This window comes from Vibrio sp. JC009 (assembly GCF_029016485.1).
In the GTDB taxonomy this organism is placed as follows: domain Bacteria; phylum Pseudomonadota; class Gammaproteobacteria; order Enterobacterales; family Vibrionaceae; genus Vibrio.
The window spans coordinates 2,529,673-2,546,956 of sequence record NZ_CP092106.1 but is presented as its reverse complement, the minus strand read 5'-3'; the positions used below and the strand labels follow the sequence as shown (position 1 = coordinate 2,546,956).

Annotated in this window: 14 protein-coding genes; 9 read left to right on the top strand and 5 right to left on the bottom strand. The window is 47.1% G+C overall.

From position 1 onward, the window contains the following. The 3 genes from L3Q72_RS11305 to L3Q72_RS11295 all read right to left on the bottom strand — a co-directional run bounded on the left by L3Q72_RS11305 (position 1) and on the right by L3Q72_RS11295 (position 3,828). Positions 1-1,113, bottom strand: coding sequence for an ABC transporter permease (locus tag L3Q72_RS11305; protein WP_275130053.1), 1,113 nt, complete (start codon positions 1,111-1,113; stop codon positions 1-3). Beyond that, complete coding sequence (locus L3Q72_RS11300) at positions 1,110-2,678, bottom strand: ABC transporter ATP-binding protein (RefSeq protein WP_275130052.1); 1,569 nt, start codon at positions 2,676-2,678, stop codon at positions 1,110-1,112. The genes L3Q72_RS11305 and L3Q72_RS11300 overlap by 4 nt, the downstream gene beginning before the upstream one ends. Before the next feature lie 151 nt (positions 2,679-2,829). Then, on the bottom strand, positions 2,830-3,828 hold the full coding sequence (locus tag L3Q72_RS11295; RefSeq protein ID WP_275130051.1) for a BMP family ABC transporter substrate-binding protein: 999 nt from the start codon (positions 3,826-3,828) through the stop codon (positions 2,830-2,832). A gap of 382 nt (positions 3,829-4,210) precedes the next feature. Between L3Q72_RS11295 and L3Q72_RS11290 the strand changes: the two genes are divergently transcribed. The 7 genes from L3Q72_RS11290 (at position 4,211) to deoD (ending at position 11,454) form a co-directional block, all read left to right on the top strand. Next, positions 4,211-4,381 (top strand): DUF5363 family protein, encoded by a 171-nt coding sequence (locus L3Q72_RS11290; RefSeq protein WP_275130050.1) that lies wholly within the window; start codon positions 4,211-4,213, stop codon positions 4,379-4,381. Beyond that, positions 4,368-5,144, top strand: coding sequence for a TatD family hydrolase (locus L3Q72_RS11285; RefSeq protein WP_275130049.1), 777 nt, complete (start codon positions 4,368-4,370; stop codon positions 5,142-5,144). Before L3Q72_RS11290 ends, L3Q72_RS11285 begins: the two co-directional genes overlap by 14 nt. A 201-nt stretch (positions 5,145-5,345) precedes the next feature. Next, positions 5,346-6,617 carry a NupC/NupG family nucleoside CNT transporter gene (locus tag L3Q72_RS11280; RefSeq protein ID WP_275130048.1) on the top strand — a complete coding sequence of 424 codons (1,272 nt, stop codon included), beginning with the start codon at positions 5,346-5,348 and terminating at the stop codon, positions 6,615-6,617. Positions 6,618-7,053: 436 nt separating this feature from the next. After that, positions 7,054-7,830, top strand: a complete 777-nt coding sequence (deoC, locus tag L3Q72_RS11275) for a deoxyribose-phosphate aldolase (RefSeq protein WP_275130047.1) — start codon at positions 7,054-7,056, stop codon at positions 7,828-7,830. Positions 7,831-8,011: 181 nt separating this feature from the next. Then, positions 8,012-9,343, top strand: coding sequence for a thymidine phosphorylase (gene deoA, locus L3Q72_RS11270; protein WP_275130046.1), 1,332 nt, complete (start codon positions 8,012-8,014; stop codon positions 9,341-9,343). 27 nt (positions 9,344-9,370) lie between these two features. Continuing rightward, a complete protein-coding gene (gene deoB, locus L3Q72_RS11265; RefSeq protein WP_275130045.1) occupies positions 9,371-10,597 on the top strand; it encodes a phosphopentomutase in 1,227 nt (408 codons plus the stop codon). A 137-nt stretch (positions 10,598-10,734) separates the two neighbouring features. Next, the gene (deoD, locus tag L3Q72_RS11260; RefSeq protein ID WP_275130044.1) at positions 10,735-11,454 is read left to right on the top strand and encodes a purine-nucleoside phosphorylase; all 720 of its coding nucleotides are present in this window, start codon (positions 10,735-10,737) and stop codon (positions 11,452-11,454) included. Positions 11,455-11,600: 146 nt separating this feature from the next. Here deoD and L3Q72_RS11255 read toward each other — a convergent pair whose 3' ends face one another. After that, on the bottom strand, positions 11,601-12,206 hold the full coding sequence (locus tag L3Q72_RS11255; protein ID WP_275130043.1) for a YtjB family periplasmic protein: 606 nt from the start codon (positions 12,204-12,206) through the stop codon (positions 11,601-11,603). A gap of 107 nt (positions 12,207-12,313) precedes the next feature. Between L3Q72_RS11255 and serB the strand changes: the two genes are divergently transcribed. Continuing rightward, positions 12,314-13,285 (top strand): phosphoserine phosphatase, encoded by a 972-nt coding sequence (gene serB / locus L3Q72_RS11250; protein WP_275132098.1) that lies wholly within the window; start codon positions 12,314-12,316, stop codon positions 13,283-13,285. Between the two features lie 133 nt (positions 13,286-13,418). Here the strand turns inward: serB and L3Q72_RS11245 are convergent, their stop codons facing one another. Continuing rightward, positions 13,419-15,767, bottom strand: coding sequence for a PilZ domain-containing protein (locus tag L3Q72_RS11245; protein WP_275130042.1), 2,349 nt, complete (start codon positions 15,765-15,767; stop codon positions 13,419-13,421). Positions 15,768-15,899: 132 nt separating this feature from the next. On the opposite strand from L3Q72_RS11245, the gene radA reads away from it, so the two are divergent. Continuing rightward, the gene (gene radA, locus L3Q72_RS11240) at positions 15,900-17,279 is read left to right on the top strand and encodes a DNA repair protein RadA (protein WP_275130041.1); all 1,380 of its coding nucleotides are present in this window, start codon (positions 15,900-15,902) and stop codon (positions 17,277-17,279) included. Positions 17,280-17,284 lie beyond the last annotated feature (5 nt).

Sequence of the window (17,284 nt, the reverse complement as noted above, 5' to 3'; positions counted from 1 at the left end):
TTAAGCTACTCCATTATCTGCTTTAGCAAAAAGCTTAAGGTAGGTTTTTTCCAGTGTCGGGCGGAACATGTGCTCAAGTGCGCCTGAGAACAGAATCACCAGACCCTGTACAACAACGACCATATTCCGGTCTATATCGTATTCGAAGCTAAGCTCTGCGCCACCCTGGTAAAGGAAGCCAAACAGCAGACTTGCAAACAGAACACCGACTGGATGGTTACGTCCCATAAGCGCTACAGCGATACCCGTAAAACCAAAGCCTTCAACAAAGTTAAGCTTTATCTGGTGTAGCTCGCCCTGCAGTACGTTCAGACCAAAGAAGCCTGAAAGCATACCGGAAACCAGCATAGTCAGAATAACCACTCTGACATAGTTGATACCGGCGTAGCCTGCCGCTGACGGGTTTGCACCGATTGAACGGATCTCGTAGCCCCAGCGGGTATGCCACAAAAACAGCCAGACACCGACACAGCAAAGAAGTGCGAAGATAAAGCTCAGGTTCAGTGGGCTGGATTCCATCTCAAAACCAACCACAGCGAGCATATCGTGCATTTTCGGCAGCCAGCTGCTGGCAGCAAAAACGCGGCTTTCTGCAGCCATCACACCTTCCGGCTTGAATACGTTAACCAGCAGATAAGCCATAAATGTTGCGGCGATAAAGTTAAACATGATGGTGGTGATTACGATGTGCGAACCACGTTTTGCCTGAAGGTAAGCCGGGATAAAGCCCCAGGCAGCACCGAACAGGCCACCGGCAACCACTGCTACCGGGAAGACGACGTACCATGGCGCATATTCACCAAGGGTAAGACACACCAGACCGACACCCAGGCCACCAATATAGGCCTGACCTTCACCACCGATATTAAACAGGCTGGCATTAAAGGCGACGGATACGGCAAGACCGGTAAAAATAAATCCGGTTGCGTAATACAGGGTATAACCAACACCTTCAGCGTAACCAAATGCACCAATCCACATGGTTTTTGCCGCTTCTACCGGGCTGACACCAATGTAGACGAACAGCAGTGCTGATACTAAAAAGGCAAACATTACGTTGACAACGGGTAGCAGTGCAACGTTTACCCATGCAGGGACTTTTGCCTGACTCATGATACTTCTCCCTGGTTCTGCTTCTCTTTCAGGTGATCAGGTACGATGTTTGCCATCATCAGACCTAATGTTTTCTCATCCGCATCTTTTGCTGCGACTTCACCCACAATCGCGCCGTCAAAGACAACCAGAATACGGTCTGCCAGGCTGAGAATTTCATCCAGCTCAACGGATACCAGCAGTACGGCTTTATCCGCGTCACGACCGGCAATGATCTGCTGGTGGATATATTCGATAGCGCCGATATCTACCCCACGGGTTGGCTGGCCTACAAGAAGGATATCCGGGTTCTCTTCCATCTCACGGGCAATCACCAGCTTCTGCTGGTTACCACCAGAGAAGTTTGCGGTTTTCAGGTTAATGTCGTTCGGGCGAACGTCCCATTTGTCCATGTTGGTCTGACAAAACTCTGCAATCGCAGTTTTGTCCTGAAGCACGCCTTTATTGTATTTAGGCAGGTGGTGGTAACCCAGAATATAGGCTTCCTGCGCGGCAAACTTATTGATCAGACCCTGCTTGTGTCTGTCTTCCGGAATATGACCAACGCCCATGGCTCGAACATGTCTCGGATCCGTCACATTTTCTTTAGTGATCTTGTTGCCGTTCAGCTCGATAGAGCCTGATTCCGGTGGCAAAATGCCGGACAGAAGTCCGAGAATTTCAGACTGACCATTACCGGAAACGCCGGCAATACCAACGATTTCGCCGGCACGTACATCAAAGCTGATACCTTTTACGCGCTGAACACCGGCATCGTCAAAGTAGCTCAGGTTTTCAACTTTGATCAGGCTGTTTTTAGGCTTAGCTTCCTGCTTATCCACTTTAAGGCGGACTTTACGGCCGACCATAAGTTCAGCAAGCTCTTCTTTATTGGTTTCAGAAGTGACAACATGTTCAACCATCTGTCCCTGACGCATGATCGAGATGTTATCTGTAATCGCCAGTACTTCACGAAGTTTGTGAGTGATGATCATTACCGTTGTACCCTGAGCGCGAAGCTTATCAAGGATTTTAAACAGGTGGTCAGCTTCCTGAGGAGTCAGTACACCGGTAGGTTCATCAAGAATAAGGATCTTGGCGTCGCGATAGAGTGCCTTCAGGATCTCAACACGCTGTTGCAGGCCAACCGGCAGTTCACCGACAATGGCATCAAGGGGAACGTCCAGGCCGTAATCTTTTTCTATCTGCTCCAGTTTGCTTCTGGCAGCGTCAAGGCTTTCATCCAGTTTCCAGCCGTTTTCTGCACCAAGAATGATGTTTTCCAGAACCGTGAAGGTTTCAACCAGCATAAAGTGCTGGTGCACCATACCGATACCGGCAGAGATGGCTTCCTGAGAGTTTGATGGTTTATATGCATTACCATTGACAAGCATTGATCCTGAGTCGGCATGATAAAAGCCATAGATAATGCTCATTAGTGTTGATTTACCGGCACCATTTTCACCGATAATACCGTGAATAGTACCCTTAGGAACTTTTAGGTCGATAGCACGGTTGGCATGTACGGCGCCAAACTTTTTATCGATTCCCTTAAGTTCAATGGCATAGTCTTGAACTACTGTCACGAGAGCTTCCTGAATAAATAAGTGAATACAAAGCTAAAGAAATCACTGCGAAAGGTTAACGGGGATCGCAATTATCTGTTTAGCTTAGTACAACGACGCCGCTGCACAGGGCAGCGGCGTAAATTTCTACAATTTAATACTTAGGTAGAAATTAGTAAGTACATGCATTGTTAGACATGTAATCGTGTACAACGATCTTACCTGCGATGATGTCTGCTTTCAGACCTTCAGCGTAAGCTTTCATATCTTCAGTAATCAGTGATGCGTTGTGCTTATCAAGAGCCCAGTCAACACCACCATCTTTCAGACCAAGAGCTTTGATACCTGGCTTCCAGTTACCTTCCATATCTTCAGCCCAGGTGTTGTATGCAGCAACACCAACACGCTTAACCATTGAAGTCAGCATTGTGCCTGGCTGGATGTGGTTCTGGTTTGAGTCAACACCGATAGCATATTTACCAGCATCTTTAGCAGCCTGGTAAACACCCATACCTGTACCACCTGCTGCTGCGTAGATTACGTCAGCGCCCTGAGAGAACTGGCTCTTAGCCAGCTCAGAACCTTTCGCCGGGTCAGCAAATGCTGCTGGTGTAGAACCTGTCATGTTCTGAAGAACAGTTGCAGAAGAGTTTGCGTATTTAGCGCCTTGCTCGTAACCACATGCGAACTTACGGATTAGTGGGATATCCATACCACCCACAAAGCCTACAGTGCCTGATTTAGATGCTTTTGCTGCCAGCGCACCCACAAGGAAAGAGCCTTCATGCTCATTAAATACGATTGACTGTACGTTTGGCTTGTCAACAACCATATCAATGATAGTGAACTTGATGTCAGGGAATTCAGTTGCCACTTTTTCCACAGCTGATGCCATGTTAAAGCCAACTGCAACGATTGGGCTGTGACCACGTTTAGCCAGTTTACGCAGACCCTGTTCGCGCTGAGCTTCGTTTGAAGGAACGAACTCTTTTACTTTAATGCCTTTTTCTTCGTTAAATACAAGAACTCCATTCTCATAAACTGCCTGGTTAAAAGACTTGTCATTTTTACCTGCTGTATCATAAACAACAGCTGGTTTTGGAGCTGCAATAGCAGCAAAAGAAGACATCGCGATTGCTAGTGCAGAAAGTTTGATGGTAGCTTTTTTCACTGGATGATCCCTATGTTGTACCCTGGTTTAATAGCATCTGTGCATCATGTTCAGATGTTACGATTGCTTTTTGTTTCCCTTTAACTTTCGTTAAGGTTTCGATAACACTGTTATTATTGGGTTAGTATTTCAGCCTGTTGAACTGATAAAACCCTTATTACATATAGCCAATCGAGGAGTTTAACGTTTGCGTGTTGAAAAAAAAAGCGCATTCATCACATGAATATGAGGAAAAATGTAACTCAGTGGAAAAAAATGGAGTTAACCCGTCATTTTTGGACAGAATTCGCACTTTTTTCTGAAGATGCACCATTTTTCCAACAGAGTATGACGAAACCTAATAACCAAAATAATAGAAAGCTCAGATTAAGAGAGGATAAAGATGAAAGTAAAAGATAAGCTCAGGGATATGGTTAAAAAATACGATAACTGGTGTGAGTCCATGGGACTGACTCAGGAGCAGGGGCGTTGTTGTGTTCCTGTGCGTAAAGAAGACTATTCAGACAAGAAAAAGTCAGAAACCAGAGAAGAGTCCGACAGTGGGACTGTTTGATACTCATTGTCATCTGGATCGGGAAGAGTTTAAGCAGGATTTGCCGCAGATTATTGCTGAAGCGAAAAGTGCCGGTGTCAGTCATATGCTTGTTCCGGGTTGTAGTATGGAAAACTGGGAAAGAGTAGAGGAGATAGCTTCGTTAGATAAGAACATATACTTTGCTCTCGGCTTGCACCCCTATTTTACTGACACACATAAACCAGCGCATATTCATTTATTAAAGCAGCGTCTGGACGGGCGTTCTGACAAATGCGTTGCGATAGGTGAATGCGGACTGGACTTTTATCACTCCCGCAACGATGAAGCACTTCAGAAACAACTCCTTACCGAGCAGATCTTACTGGCTAAGCAGTTTAACCTTCCTCTTATACTTCACTGCCGTAAGGCTCATCAGGATCTTATCAGCATACTTAAACGTCATCAGCCGTTGCCCGGAGGGGTGATACATGGTTTTACCGGTAGTGAGCAGCAGGCGATGGACTTTATCAATCTTGGCTTCTATATAGGTGTTGGTGGAACGATTACCTATGAAAGAGCAGCAAAAACAAGAAGGACGATTTCTGCGCTTCCTCTCTCTTCTTTGGTTCTTGAAACCGATTCACCTGATATGCCTCTTTTTGGTTATCAGGGAATGAACAACCAGCCAAAACGCACAGCTGAAGTACTAAAATCTCTGATCTTGCTTCGAAGTGAAGGGGAGCAAACGGTTGCTAACATGCTTTTTGTTAATAGCAAACGTTTGTATGGTATTTGTGAATGAGATTGTTAAAAAATGTTTCTTATGTGCATGATATCGGTGTTTATTGTGCGCCTGCTCACATTGGTGAGTGAATTGTCAGTGTATACAGTATAAAAGTGTGAAGTTGATATTACTTTCTTATGGGGAGCATGCGTATAATCGCTCTCGCTTTTTAGCTCCATTTTGTAACACGCCAAATTAACTATAAGGAAGTCATATACCATGAGCCTGGTTATGAGCCTAGTCGGTATGGTTGTTCTGCTTGGTATCGCAGTACTGCTATCTGACAATCGCAAAGCAATTAATTTACGTACCGTAGGTGGTGCATTCGCAATCCAGTTTGCACTGGGTGCATTTGTTCTTTATGTACCGTGGGGTAAAGACCTTTTAGGTGGTTTCTCTGCTGGTGTTGCTAACGTTATCAACTATGGTCAGGACGGTACTAAGTTCCTGTTCGGTAACCTGGTAACTTTCTCTGTTGACGGACTTGGATTCATCTTCGCATTCCAGGTACTGCCAACACTAATCTTCTTCTCTGCACTTATTTCTGTGCTGTACTACATAGGTGTAATGCAGTGGGTTATCAAGATTCTTGGTGGCGCGCTGGAAAAAGCACTGGGTACGTCTCGTGCGGAATCTATGTCAGCAGCGGCTAACATTTTCGTTGGTCAGACGGAAGCGCCTCTGGTTGTTCGTCCGTTTGTGGCTAAAATGACACAGTCTGAGCTGTTTGCTGTAATGTGTGGTGGTCTGGCTTCTGTTGCCGGTGGTGTACTGGCGGGTTACGCATCTATGGGTGTACCACTGGAATACCTTGTAGCGGCATCTTTCATGGCAGCACCTGGCGGTCTTCTGTTTGCTAAGATCATCAAGCCGGAAACTGAAGAGTTTATTGATGAAATCTCTGAGGAAGACATCTCTGGTGGTGACGACAAGCCTGCTAACGTAATTGACGCAGCAGCTGGCGGTGCATCTGCCGGTCTTGGTCTTGCGCTGAACGTTGGTGCAATGCTGATTGCATTTATCGGCCTTATCGCACTTATCAACGGTATGCTGGGTGGCATCGGTGGCTGGATCGGTTACGAGCAGCTAAGCCTTGAGCTAATCCTTGGCTGGATCTTTGCTCCTCTTGCATTCCTTATCGGTGTTCCTTGGGAAGAAGCGACACTGGCTGGTTCTTTCATCGGTCAGAAGACTATCGTTAACGAATTCGTTGCATACCTGAACTTCGTACCATTTGTTGGTGAGAATGCGCAGCTTGTACCTGCAACGGGTGAAGCAATGTCTCAGAAGACAACTGCGATCATCTCATTCGCACTGTGTGGTTTCGCTAACCTGTCTTCTATCGCAATCCTGCTTGGTGGTCTGGGTGGTATCGCTCCAAACCGTCGTCACGATATCGCACGTATGGGTATCAAAGCAGTATGTGCTGGTACGCTGTCTAACCTGATGGCTGCAACAATTGCTGGTTTCTGTATTTCTCTTGCAATGTAATTTGCTAAAGAGACAGATGCAATTTTGATAAAAACACCGTAGCAAGAGATTGCTGCGGTGTTTTCGCTTTTTATTTCGGTGCCGTATTTTGGTCGGTTTAACCGGAACGAAAACTTTTTTGAGATACAAACCGTTTGCGTTTTGGGCGGCACTATCTTATTAGCTGAGAATGCCTATAATGTGATCGTTCGCATAATTTAATGATACAAGATGTATCATGGAACAGACCGCAATCACAAAGATAGATTGTTGTACCATAAACCAAACTGGTACTGTGCGGTGACAAGGATAGCAATTAGTACTTAGGTGCTAAGTCTTCAGGGAACCAAGTCCGTTCATTTCGTAGCCCGTCAGCGCTGCGGTTATTGCCATCTATAATTGATGAGCAGACGTACGCTTTCGGTAAACAAATTGAATATATTGATCGGAGATAGAAATGAGCGATTTAAAAGCTGCAGCTCTACGTGCACTTAAACTTATGGATCTAACCACGCTAAATGACAACGACACTGATGAAAAAGTGATCGCTCTGTGTCATGACGCAAAAACGGCAGTTGGTAACACTGCTGCAATCTGTATCTACCCTCGCTTTATTCCTATTGCTAAGAAGACACTTCGTGAGCAAGGTACACCAGAGGTTCGCATTGCGACCGTAACTAACTTCCCACACGGTAACGACGACATCGAAATCGCGGTAGCTGAAACAAAAGCAGCGATTGCCTATGGCGCAGATGAAGTTGACGTAGTATTCCCTTACCGCACACTTATCGCCGGTGATGAGAAAACAGGCTTTGAACTGGTTAAACAGTGCAAAGAAGCGTGTGGCGACACTCTTCTGAAAGTTATCATCGAAACTGGTGAGCTAAAAGAAGAAGCACTTATTAAGAAAGCCTCTCAGATTTCAATCGAAGCGGGTGCTGACTTTATCAAAACTTCAACAGGTAAAGTGCCTGTAAACGCAACACCAGAATACGCACGTATGATGCTTGAAGTTATCCGTGATATGGGTGTTGCTGAAAAAGTTGGTTTCAAGCCTGCTGGCGGCGTGCGCACTGCAGAAGATGCAGCGGCGTATCTTGCAATGGCAGATGACATTCTTGGCGCTGACTGGGCAGACAACATGCACTACCGCTTTGGTGCATCAAGCCTGCTGACTAACCTGCTTAATACATTAGAAGTAACAGACGAAACTGCGGATCCAAGCGCTTACTAATTTCGTTTTGTTAAACGGGAAAAGTTTGACTAATGGTTCTCCCCCTTTTGAAGGGGGAGTTAGAGGGGGTTAAGTTCCGAGGAGTTAACCCCTCCCAGCCTCCCCTTCATAAGGGGAGGAGCAAGCTTCCCGCTCTATTTACCCTACAAACAAAAGCTCTAAAAAGAGCTGGGAGTTTCTAATGTATCTTCCTCAGGAAATTATCCGCAAGAAGCGTGACGGCGAAGTACTGACCGCTGATGAAATCAATTTCTTTATTCAGGGTGTAGCAAAGGAAACCGTATCTGAAGGTCAGATTGCGGCGTTTGCTATGGCTGTATTTTTTAATGAAATGACGATGCCCGAGCGTATCGCGCTGACATGTGCAATGCGTGATTCCGGCATGGTGATGAACTGGGACCATATGGATTTTGGTGGTCCTATTGTCGATAAACACTCAACCGGCGGTGTGGGTGATGTGACTTCACTGATGCTGGGCCCTATGGTTGCAGCTTGTGGTGGTTTTGTGCCAATGATCTCAGGTCGTGGCCTGGGTCATACCGGCGGTACGCTGGATAAGCTGGAATCGATTCCAGGTTATAACATTACGCCTGACAATGAACTGTTTGGCCGTGTGGTGAAAGAGGCGGGTGTGGCGATTATCGGTCAGACAGGTGATTTAGCTCCTGCTGATAAGCGTGTATACGCAACCCGTGATATTACTGCGACCGTTGATAATATCTCACTGATCACAGCCTCTATTCTGTCTAAGAAGCTGGCAGCGGGTCTTGAGTCGCTGGTGATGGATGTAAAAGTGGGATCCGGTGCCTTTATGCCGACTTACGAGGCGTCAGAAGAGCTGGCGAAGTCCATCGTTGCAGTAGCCAATGGTGCGGGCACAAAGACTACGGCGATTCTTACCGATATGAATCAGGTTCTGGCTTCATCTGCAGGTAATGCGGTAGAAGTGCGTGAAGCGGTTCAGTTCCTGACGGGTGAATACCGTAACCCTCGTCTGTATGAAGTGACTATGGCGTCCTGTGCTGAAATGCTGGTTCTGGCAAACTTAGCAAAAGATTCTCAGGATGCGAGAGTTAAACTGCAGGCTGTGCTGGATAACGGCAAAGCCGCAGAAAGTTTTGGCAAGATGGTAGCCGGTCTTGGTGGCCCTGCTGATTTTGTTGAGAACTATAATAATTACTTAGATAAGGCTGAAATTATTAAGCCTGTTTACGCTGATAACAGTGGTATTGTTTCAGCAATGGATACTCGAGCAATTGGTATGGCTGTTGTGGGCATGGGCGGTGGCCGCCGTGTGGCAACAGATAGTATTGATTATGCGGTGGGCTTTGACAGCTTTATCCGCTTAGGTGAAACGGCGGACAATGAGAAGCCGCTGGCAGTGATCCACGCCAGAAATGAAGCGCAGTGGAATGAAGCTGCAAACGCACTTAAGCAGGCGATTAAAGTTGGCAGCGAGCCGTATGTAGCAACCCCGGATGTTTACCGCGAAATTCGCGCTGAAGACGTTTAAGTCAAAACACATCCGATGGAGAGAAAGATGAAAAGATCAATTATTTTAGTATTAGATTCATTTGGTATCGGTGCGACTGCCGATGCTGACAAGTTTGGTGATGTTGGCTCAGATACACTGGGTCATATCGCTGAGCAGTGTGCAAAAGGGCTTGCAGATAACGAAGAGCGCAAAGGCCCTCTGACGCTTCCTAACCTGTCTAAGCTTGGTCTTGGCCTGGCTTCTGAAGAGTCAACCGGCAACTTCCCGGTTGGTCTGGATAAGGATGCGGAAATTATCGGTGCTTACGGCCACGCTGCCGAGCTTTCTTCAGGTAAAGACACACCGTCTGGTCACTGGGAAATTGCAGGTGTTCCGGTTCTTTTTGAATGGGGCTATTTCAGCGATAAAGAAAACAGCTTCCCGAAAGAGCTGACTGACAGAATTCTTGAGCGTGCCGGCCTGGACGGATTTCTGGGTAACTGCCACTCATCGGGCACAGTAGTGCTGGATGAGCTGGGTGAAGAGCATATGAAGACAGGAAAGCCTATCTTCTATACTTCTGCTGACTCAGTGTTCCAGATTGCCTGTCACGAAGATACCTTTGGCCTGGACCGCCTTTTGGAGCTTTGCCAGATTGCGCGTGAAGAGCTTGAGGATTACAACATTGGCCGTGTTATCGCACGTCCGTTTATCGGCCCGAAAGCGGGTGAGTTTGCCCGTACCGGTAACCGCCGTGACCTGTCTGTAGAGCCGCCTGCGGCAACAATTCTTCAGAAACTGGTTGATGAGAAGCAGGGTGAAGTAATTTCTATCGGTAAGATTGCTGATATTTACGCGAACTGTGGTATCACCCAAAAAGTGAAGAAGACGGGTATCCCGGATCTGTTTGATGCAACGCTTGAGCAGATTAAAGAAGCTAAAGATGATAACACTATTATCTTTACCAACTTCGTAGACTTTGACTCATCTTACGGTCACCGCCGTGATGTAGCCGGTTATGCAGCTGCGCTTGAATATTTTGATCGCCGTCTTCCGGAAGTTCTTGAAATTCTGGAAGAAGATGATGTACTTATCCTGACTGCGGACCACGGTTGTGATCCAACATGGCAGGGTACCGACCATACTCGTGAACATATCCCTGTTCTGGTATATGGTAAGAAGATTGAAGCCGGTTCTCTGGGGCGCCGCGAAACATTTGCGGATATTGGTCAGAGCCTGGCGGAATATTTTGGTACTTCAGATATGGAGTACGGAAAGAGCTTTTTGAAGTAAAAGAAAGGCCCTGGGCCCTGGGCCCTGGGACGGTCGCTCCGCTCCCTACTGGGCCCTGGGAATAGGATCTTTTACCCAGGGCCGAGAAACCCAGGGCCCCTTAATCTTAAGATTTAAAACTAATAGGAAACTAATTAATGGCTACTCCACACATTAACGCTGAAATGGGTGATTTCGCTGACGTTGTTCTGATGCCGGGTGACCCGCTACGCGCAAAATATATTGCAGAGACTTTCCTGGAAGACGTAGTTCAGGTATGTGATGTACGTAATATGTTCGGTTTCACTGGTACTTATAAAGGCCGTAAGATCTCTGTAATGGGTCACGGTATGGGTATCCCGTCTTGTTCTATCTATGTGACAGAGCTAATCAAAGACTACGGTGTGAAGAAAATCATCCGTGTTGGTAGCTGTGGTGCGGTAAACGAAGACATTAAAGTTCGTGACGTTGTTATCGGTATGGGTGCTTGTACTGACTCTAAAGTAAACCGTATCCGCTTTAAGAACCACGACTTTGCAGCTATCGCTGACTACAACATGGTTAAAGCGGCAGAAGAAGCGGCGAAGGCTCGCGGTATCGACGTTAAAGTAGGTAACCTGTTCTCGGCTGAGCTATTCTACACGCCAGATCCTGAAATGTTCGACGTAATGGACAAGTACGGCATCGTTGGTGTTGAAATGGAAGCGGCTGGTATCTACGGCGTTGCTGCTGAATACGGAGCAAAAGCTCTGGCTATCTGTACTGTATCTGACCACATCAAAACGGGTGAGCAGACAACATCTGAAGAGCGCGCAACCACATTCAACGAAATGATGGAAATCGCTCTGGATTCTGTACTTATTGGTGATAAGCAGTAATCTTAGCTATTAGCTATTAGCTATTAGCTATTAGCTATTAGCTATTAGCTATTAGCTATCAGAAAGCCAGCAGTTTCGACTTGCTGGCTTTTTTAATGAGAGTCATAATTGTATAGCCCTATAGCCCTATAGCCCTATAGCCCCTTTTATTTAGCCTGCTTCAAAAGCAAATTCTCACCCTTCGGTTTACGTTTGCGTCTTAAAATCATAGCAAGCAGCAGGCCACTGGCAAAGCCCATCAAAATCATGGTGTACATATAGCGGTCGCTGTTGCGGTAGTGGTGATCGGAGAAGGCGGTTACCCGGCCTTTTTCAAAGGTGATGCGGACGTAGCCGATTTGTGCATTATCGTGGAATACGGGTTCAACCAACTGAAGTCGGCCGATACTGGCGGTTTCAAGAGGTGTATCAAGACCAAGGATCTCTCTTGCTGAAACCGCATTTTCACTGGAGGCCAGTTTCACCCCCTCAGCATCATAAATAGTGGCATCAAACACCAGCTTTTCTTTTGCCAACTGGTCAGTCAGCTTTAACAGGCGAACCTGATCATTGTTGGCGATCATATCACTGGCGGACAGCGCAGCCTGAGTGGCAAGAACCTTAGTAAGCGTTTCTAGCTGGTGGCTCTGGATTTTTTCGTTACCCTTGCTGATGACTACACTATTTTGCGCTGTATACAGAAACATGAGTATCAGCAAAATAATGGCGATACCTTTTATAAACAGCCGCAGAGAAAATAGAGAGTTTTTCATAGTGTAACCAGTGTTGATAAGATCATTTTTGTCTTTTTAGACATATTGGCTCTTGCCTTTTGAAATTGCAATAGGGTAACGTTGGTTCAATTGTAAATATGACAGGCATGGAAGCAGTGAAAAAGCTAGACATTAAAAAACACACAACATTAATTAACCGTTTACCTGAAACCCGGTTTTCTTCACAACTTGATAAGAAAAAAGCCAGCTGGGTTGTGTTCTCGGCTCATCTCTCTCCGACTCACTTTGAAGATATCGACTTTTTTACCGGTAAATACAACCCGGTACTGGATATCTGGAAAGTGGGTAAGTACGACGTTGCCCTGATGGCGGGTGAGCTTACTGCGGAGCATGAGAAGATTCTGCAGTCTCTGGAAATCGATTATGCGGATCTGACCGATGTACCGGATCTGTCCAAGCCGGGTCTGATTGTTCTGGATATGGATTCAACCGCAATTCAGATTGAGTGCATCGACGAAATCGCAAAGCTTGCCGGAGTAGGCGAGGAAGTTTCTGCCGTAACAGAGCGGGCAATGCAGGGCGAGCTGGATTTCGAACAGAGCCTGAGACAGCGTGTTGCGACTTTGAAAGATGCTCCAGAGTCTATTCTGGAAGAAGTCCGTAAAGATTTACCCTTTATGCCAGAAGTGGAAGAGTTAATTGCCACTCTTCAGTCATACGGCTGGAAAACAGCGGTAGCATCAGGCGGCTTTACTTACTTCTCTGATCATGTAAAAGCGCACCTTAACCTGGATTTTGCCAAATCCAATGTACTGGAAATTATTGACGGCACCCTGACAGGCAATGTTGTTGGCGATGTAGTCACAGCCCAGACAAAGGCCGACATCGTTGCTGAACTGGCAGAAAAATACGGCATCGGTATTGAAAACACCATCGCAGTAGGCGACGGCGCCAACGATCTGGTCATGATGAGCGCAGCAGGACTGGGTGTAGCCTACCATGCAAAACCTAAGGTAGTAGAACAAGCACAGACAGCCGTTCGGTTTGGGGCGTTAGGTGGGATTATCTGTATTCTTTCGGGGGTTTTGGCTCGGCAGCAGAAGGTTAGTTGGGGTTAATAGGGACGGACTCCGTCCTAGAGGGTTATAGGGCTATGGGGAAAGCTTGACTGCATGCGCAGTCTGTTCAAACTTTGCATAACCCCATAACCCCATAACCCCATAACCCCATAACCCCATAACCCCATAACCCCTACGTCAATTCCAACCGAATAAGCACTTCTTCCGATATATCAATCAACTCACAATACCCCGCCATAGACCGTATCTCTTTCTCAAGATTCCGTGCATGGTGCGCGCTCACCCCTGACAGCTCAGCAAGTTTCTTATTAAGCAGCTCTGATTTATCGGCAGTCACAGGCAGGCCGGATATGCGGAAAGCGAAAAACTCTCCCAGCTGTTTAGATTTCTTGATAAACAGGATTCTCTCTTTCAGAGAGTTGAATTCACTATCAAGCCGGGTGTGAATGGCTTCTATATCGCCGCTTTTGTTCTTAATCACGGCCAGATAGAGTTCGCTATAAATAGGCTTTGGATTCTCTATCGGGCGCAAAGGGATTTTAAGCAGCCGGTTGCTTCTTTTCTTAAAAAACGGCTCCAGAGAAAAGTGCTCTGCATGTCCGATGGTTTTAAATATTTTCAGATGCGATGCCAGAGGGTAGTTTACTCCTATCGCCACAGGCTGAAGGTTCTGCCTGACTTTGGCGACATACACAGGTGTGCTTGTCAGGCGGGTTAATACGCTGTCATACATGCTGTCCAGTAAGTCGGCACTGGGCAAATACTCCGGAAGCTGAGTCAGCTTCTCTTTGTTGTGTGTTATCAGCTTTTTCAGAAAAGTAATGGTGCGGGTGGTTCTGCTGCTGTCTTCTATTTTTACCTGCAGGTTTAAACCATCGGGAGACACCCTGACGATACTGTACGGAACCTTGGTTAGCGGGGTAGAAGAGTCGTACAGCTGCAACTCGATAAAACTTACCTGAGCCAGCGCGTTTTTGCTGACCAGTATTGGTGATGCCAGGCGGATATTTAATCCCTGACTGGAGAAGTTGACGGTCTTGCCTCTTACCACCTGGTTACTGTTAACAACAAGCTCCACCGGTGAGTTGAAAACGTATCTGTCCTCTTTTCTGCGGGAAATAATATCGAAGTAGGTGCCTTTAGGTGCGCCGGTCACTTTTCTGGGATGCCGGAACCGGTTAAGCAAGTTGGTTTCAATATTTGGCTTTTCTGTCAGAAGGTAGTCCCGCCGTGTTTCCAGACCCGATATCTCCTGCAGTATTCCCACATGAGTCAGCTCAAGCTTGTTTTTTTCATATTCAGGTGTGGAGTTAATAAAGTTGGCAACTTCTTCAGCATTTAACTCAAACATATTCAGCCGGAACACTTTCCAGCTGTTTCGTCTTGCACCCAGATGCCAGAAAAGCTGTCTCTCTTCACGGTTAGCCTCCGGCAGCATCATGGAATAGTGCAGGTCTTTGCCCTGGTGCTGGTGGACAAAGGAATAGATAACATTACTGCTGTTTCTGATACCCGCCTTGGTCAGTTCAGCCATCCTTTCGGGATTAAAAAGGTGGCCCAGCGACTGCTGGTTTCTTTCATCATGCCAGTATTCCCAGGTATCCTGATTGCTTTCATTAAGCAGGGCATATTTTAATTCTGCGCCGTTAAAGAACAGCGGCAGCGCAGTGGTGTGGCGGATAAATGCATTCTCGTAGGAGTGAGTACGCGCGCGGATGATTTTATCCTGGTTGTTGTGGTGCGTCTTTTTCGCATGCGAGTCGAGCGTAATTATGATGGCGCGGTCTATCACATCCGTCTCGGTCAGCCGGATAGCCCGTACCCAGCGGATACTTTCATTATCCGTGTTTTCGTCAATGCCGATAATCCGGTAGCTTATTCCCTGAATGAGCTCTTCAAGGTTTGTCTGTTCGTGCAGCTCAGTAAAAAAGGCATCGAAGGTATCCCCAAGGTTAAGTTCAAAGGCGCTGGGGACTTTCAGCTTAAGGCCGGATGGTGAAATATCATTACTGGTGGCGTGTATCTCAAGGTCATTACTCAGCGAAATTTTTATCTGAGTAGACATCTTAAGGCGCTTTTCCACCCGTTTAAGTGAGAACCCCAGATGAATGGGTTCAACCTTGAACGGGCTGTCCGGATCGGTCAGGCTTTCGTTGGTTCTGTGTTTTGAGTCATTGTGCGTAACCCGGGAGTTCTTTCGCCCGTTCACCAGAGCTTCCCACACGCCTTCGGTATATCCGCCAAAGCGCTTTATTTTCCTGTGGTAGGAATTCAGGGCGATATCATCCAGCCAGTGTTTTCTTCCGTCCAGCTCGTACTCTCTGCACTCTCCCTGAACTCTGCCGCGAAGATCGATGGATTTGATACAGGGGGCCATAATCCTGTTCAGTTCCATTTTGGCGAGCACTTTCGCTGATGGCGGGGCATCAGTTGTCAGTTGTGTCAGAACGTCCTCAAAATCAGGTGCGCCGTACACGGGGATGAGTCGCTCAACGAGAGAGAGAATTTCAGATTGCTGCATGTTTTCTGTTAGAGTGTTCTTCTTGTCTAGGTTAACGGCAGATATTTTATAAAGTTAAGTAAAAATATCATGTTTATATTGACAGAAAAATTAATTAAATCTCCTTTTATAGAATAGAGTGGTATTTAAGCGATGGCGAAAGTGAAAAGAGCTTATGTTTGTAATGATTGTGGCGCAGATTTTCCGCGCTGGCAGGGGCAGTGTAATGCCTGCGGTGCCTGGAATACCATTACAGAGGTCAGACTTGCCGCTTCGCCAACGGTTGCACGAAATGAAAGGCTCTCCGGCTATGCGGGAACGGCGACTGAATCCAGGGTTCAGGTGCTGTCTGAAATCGATCTTCAGGAAGTGCCGCGCTTTACCAGCGGCTTTAAAGAGCTGGACAGGGTGCTGGGTGGCGGTGTGGTCCCGGGGGCCGCAATTCTGATCGGTGGTAGTCCGGGTGCCGGTAAGTCGACTTTATTGCTTCAGACAATGTGCTGGTTGTCATCTCAAATGCCGACTCTTTATGTGACGGGCGAAGAATCCCTTCAGCAGGTGGCTATGCGGGCATCTCGTCTGGGGCTGCCGAAAGAGCATCTGAAAATGCTCTCAGAAACCAATGTAGATAAGATCTGTCAGGTTGCAGAGAAAGAGCAGCCGCGCATTATGGTGATTGACTCCATTCAGGTGATGCATGTGGGGGACGTTCAGTCTTCGCCGGGCAGTGTTGCCCAGGTCAGAGAGTCGGCAACGGCACTGACCCGCTACGCAAAGCAGAATAATGTTGCCGTCTTTATTGTCGGTCACGTAACTAAGGATGGCACGCTGGCCGGTCCTAAAGTGCTGGAACATATTATCGACTGCTCAGTACTTTTAGATGGCGGCACTGACAGCCGCTTCAGAACACTTCGCAGCCATAAAAACCGTTTTGGAGCAGTGAACGAGCTTGGCGTGTTTGCCATGACAGGGCAGGGTCTGAAAGAGGTCAGCAATCCATCGGCGATTTTCCTTTCCCGCGGAGAGGAAGAGACTTCAGGCAGCTCGGTTATGGTTGTCTGGGAAGGTACCCGTCCGCTTCTGGTGGAGATTCAGGCGCTGGTGGACTATTCGCAACTGGCAAACCCAAGACGGGTTGCCGTTGGTCTGGAACAGAACCGCTTATCCCTGCTTCTTGCTGTACTGCATAAACATGGTGGCCTGCAGATGGCGGATCAGGATGTGTTCGTTAATGTGGTTGGCGGTGTAAAGGTAACAGAAACCAGTGCAGACCTTGCACTAATCATGGCCCTGCTCTCCAGCTTCAGGGACAGATCTCTGCCTAAAGATGTGGTTATCTTCGGAGAGGTGGGGCTTGCCGGAGAAATCCGCCCTGTACCAAGCGGGCAGGAAAGATTGAATGAAGCCTTTAAGCATGGCTTTAAGAAAGCGATTGTCCCGGCTGCTAATATGCCAAAGGGCGGCATTCAGGGGATGCAGATTCATGGGGTCAAGAAGTTGTCCGAGGCAATTGAAGCCTTTGATGAATTGTAGAGCTT

Coding starts and splice junctions, on each gene's coding strand:
- L3Q72_RS11305 (WP_275130053.1), bottom strand. CDS start 1,113: ATGAGTCAGGCAAAAGTCCCTGCATGGGTAAACGTTGCACTGCTACCC.
- L3Q72_RS11290 (WP_275130050.1), top strand. CDS start 4,211: ATGAAAGTAAAAGATAAGCTCAGGGATATGGTTAAAAAATACGATAAC.
- L3Q72_RS11280 (WP_275130048.1), top strand. CDS start 5,346: ATGAGCCTGGTTATGAGCCTAGTCGGTATGGTTGTTCTGCTTGGTATC.
- deoC (WP_275130047.1), top strand. CDS start 7,054: ATGAGCGATTTAAAAGCTGCAGCTCTACGTGCACTTAAACTTATGGAT.
- deoA (WP_275130046.1), top strand. CDS start 8,012: ATGTATCTTCCTCAGGAAATTATCCGCAAGAAGCGTGACGGCGAAGTA.
- deoB (WP_275130045.1), top strand. CDS start 9,371: ATGAAAAGATCAATTATTTTAGTATTAGATTCATTTGGTATCGGTGCG.
- deoD (WP_275130044.1), top strand. CDS start 10,735: ATGGCTACTCCACACATTAACGCTGAAATGGGTGATTTCGCTGACGTT.
- L3Q72_RS11255 (WP_275130043.1), bottom strand. CDS start 12,206: ATGAAAAACTCTCTATTTTCTCTGCGGCTGTTTATAAAAGGTATCGCC.
- serB (WP_275132098.1), top strand. CDS start 12,314: ATGGAAGCAGTGAAAAAGCTAGACATTAAAAAACACACAACATTAATT.
- L3Q72_RS11245 (WP_275130042.1), bottom strand. CDS start 15,767: ATGCAGCAATCTGAAATTCTCTCTCTCGTTGAGCGACTCATCCCCGTG.
- radA (WP_275130041.1), top strand. CDS start 15,900: ATGGCGAAAGTGAAAAGAGCTTATGTTTGTAATGATTGTGGCGCAGAT.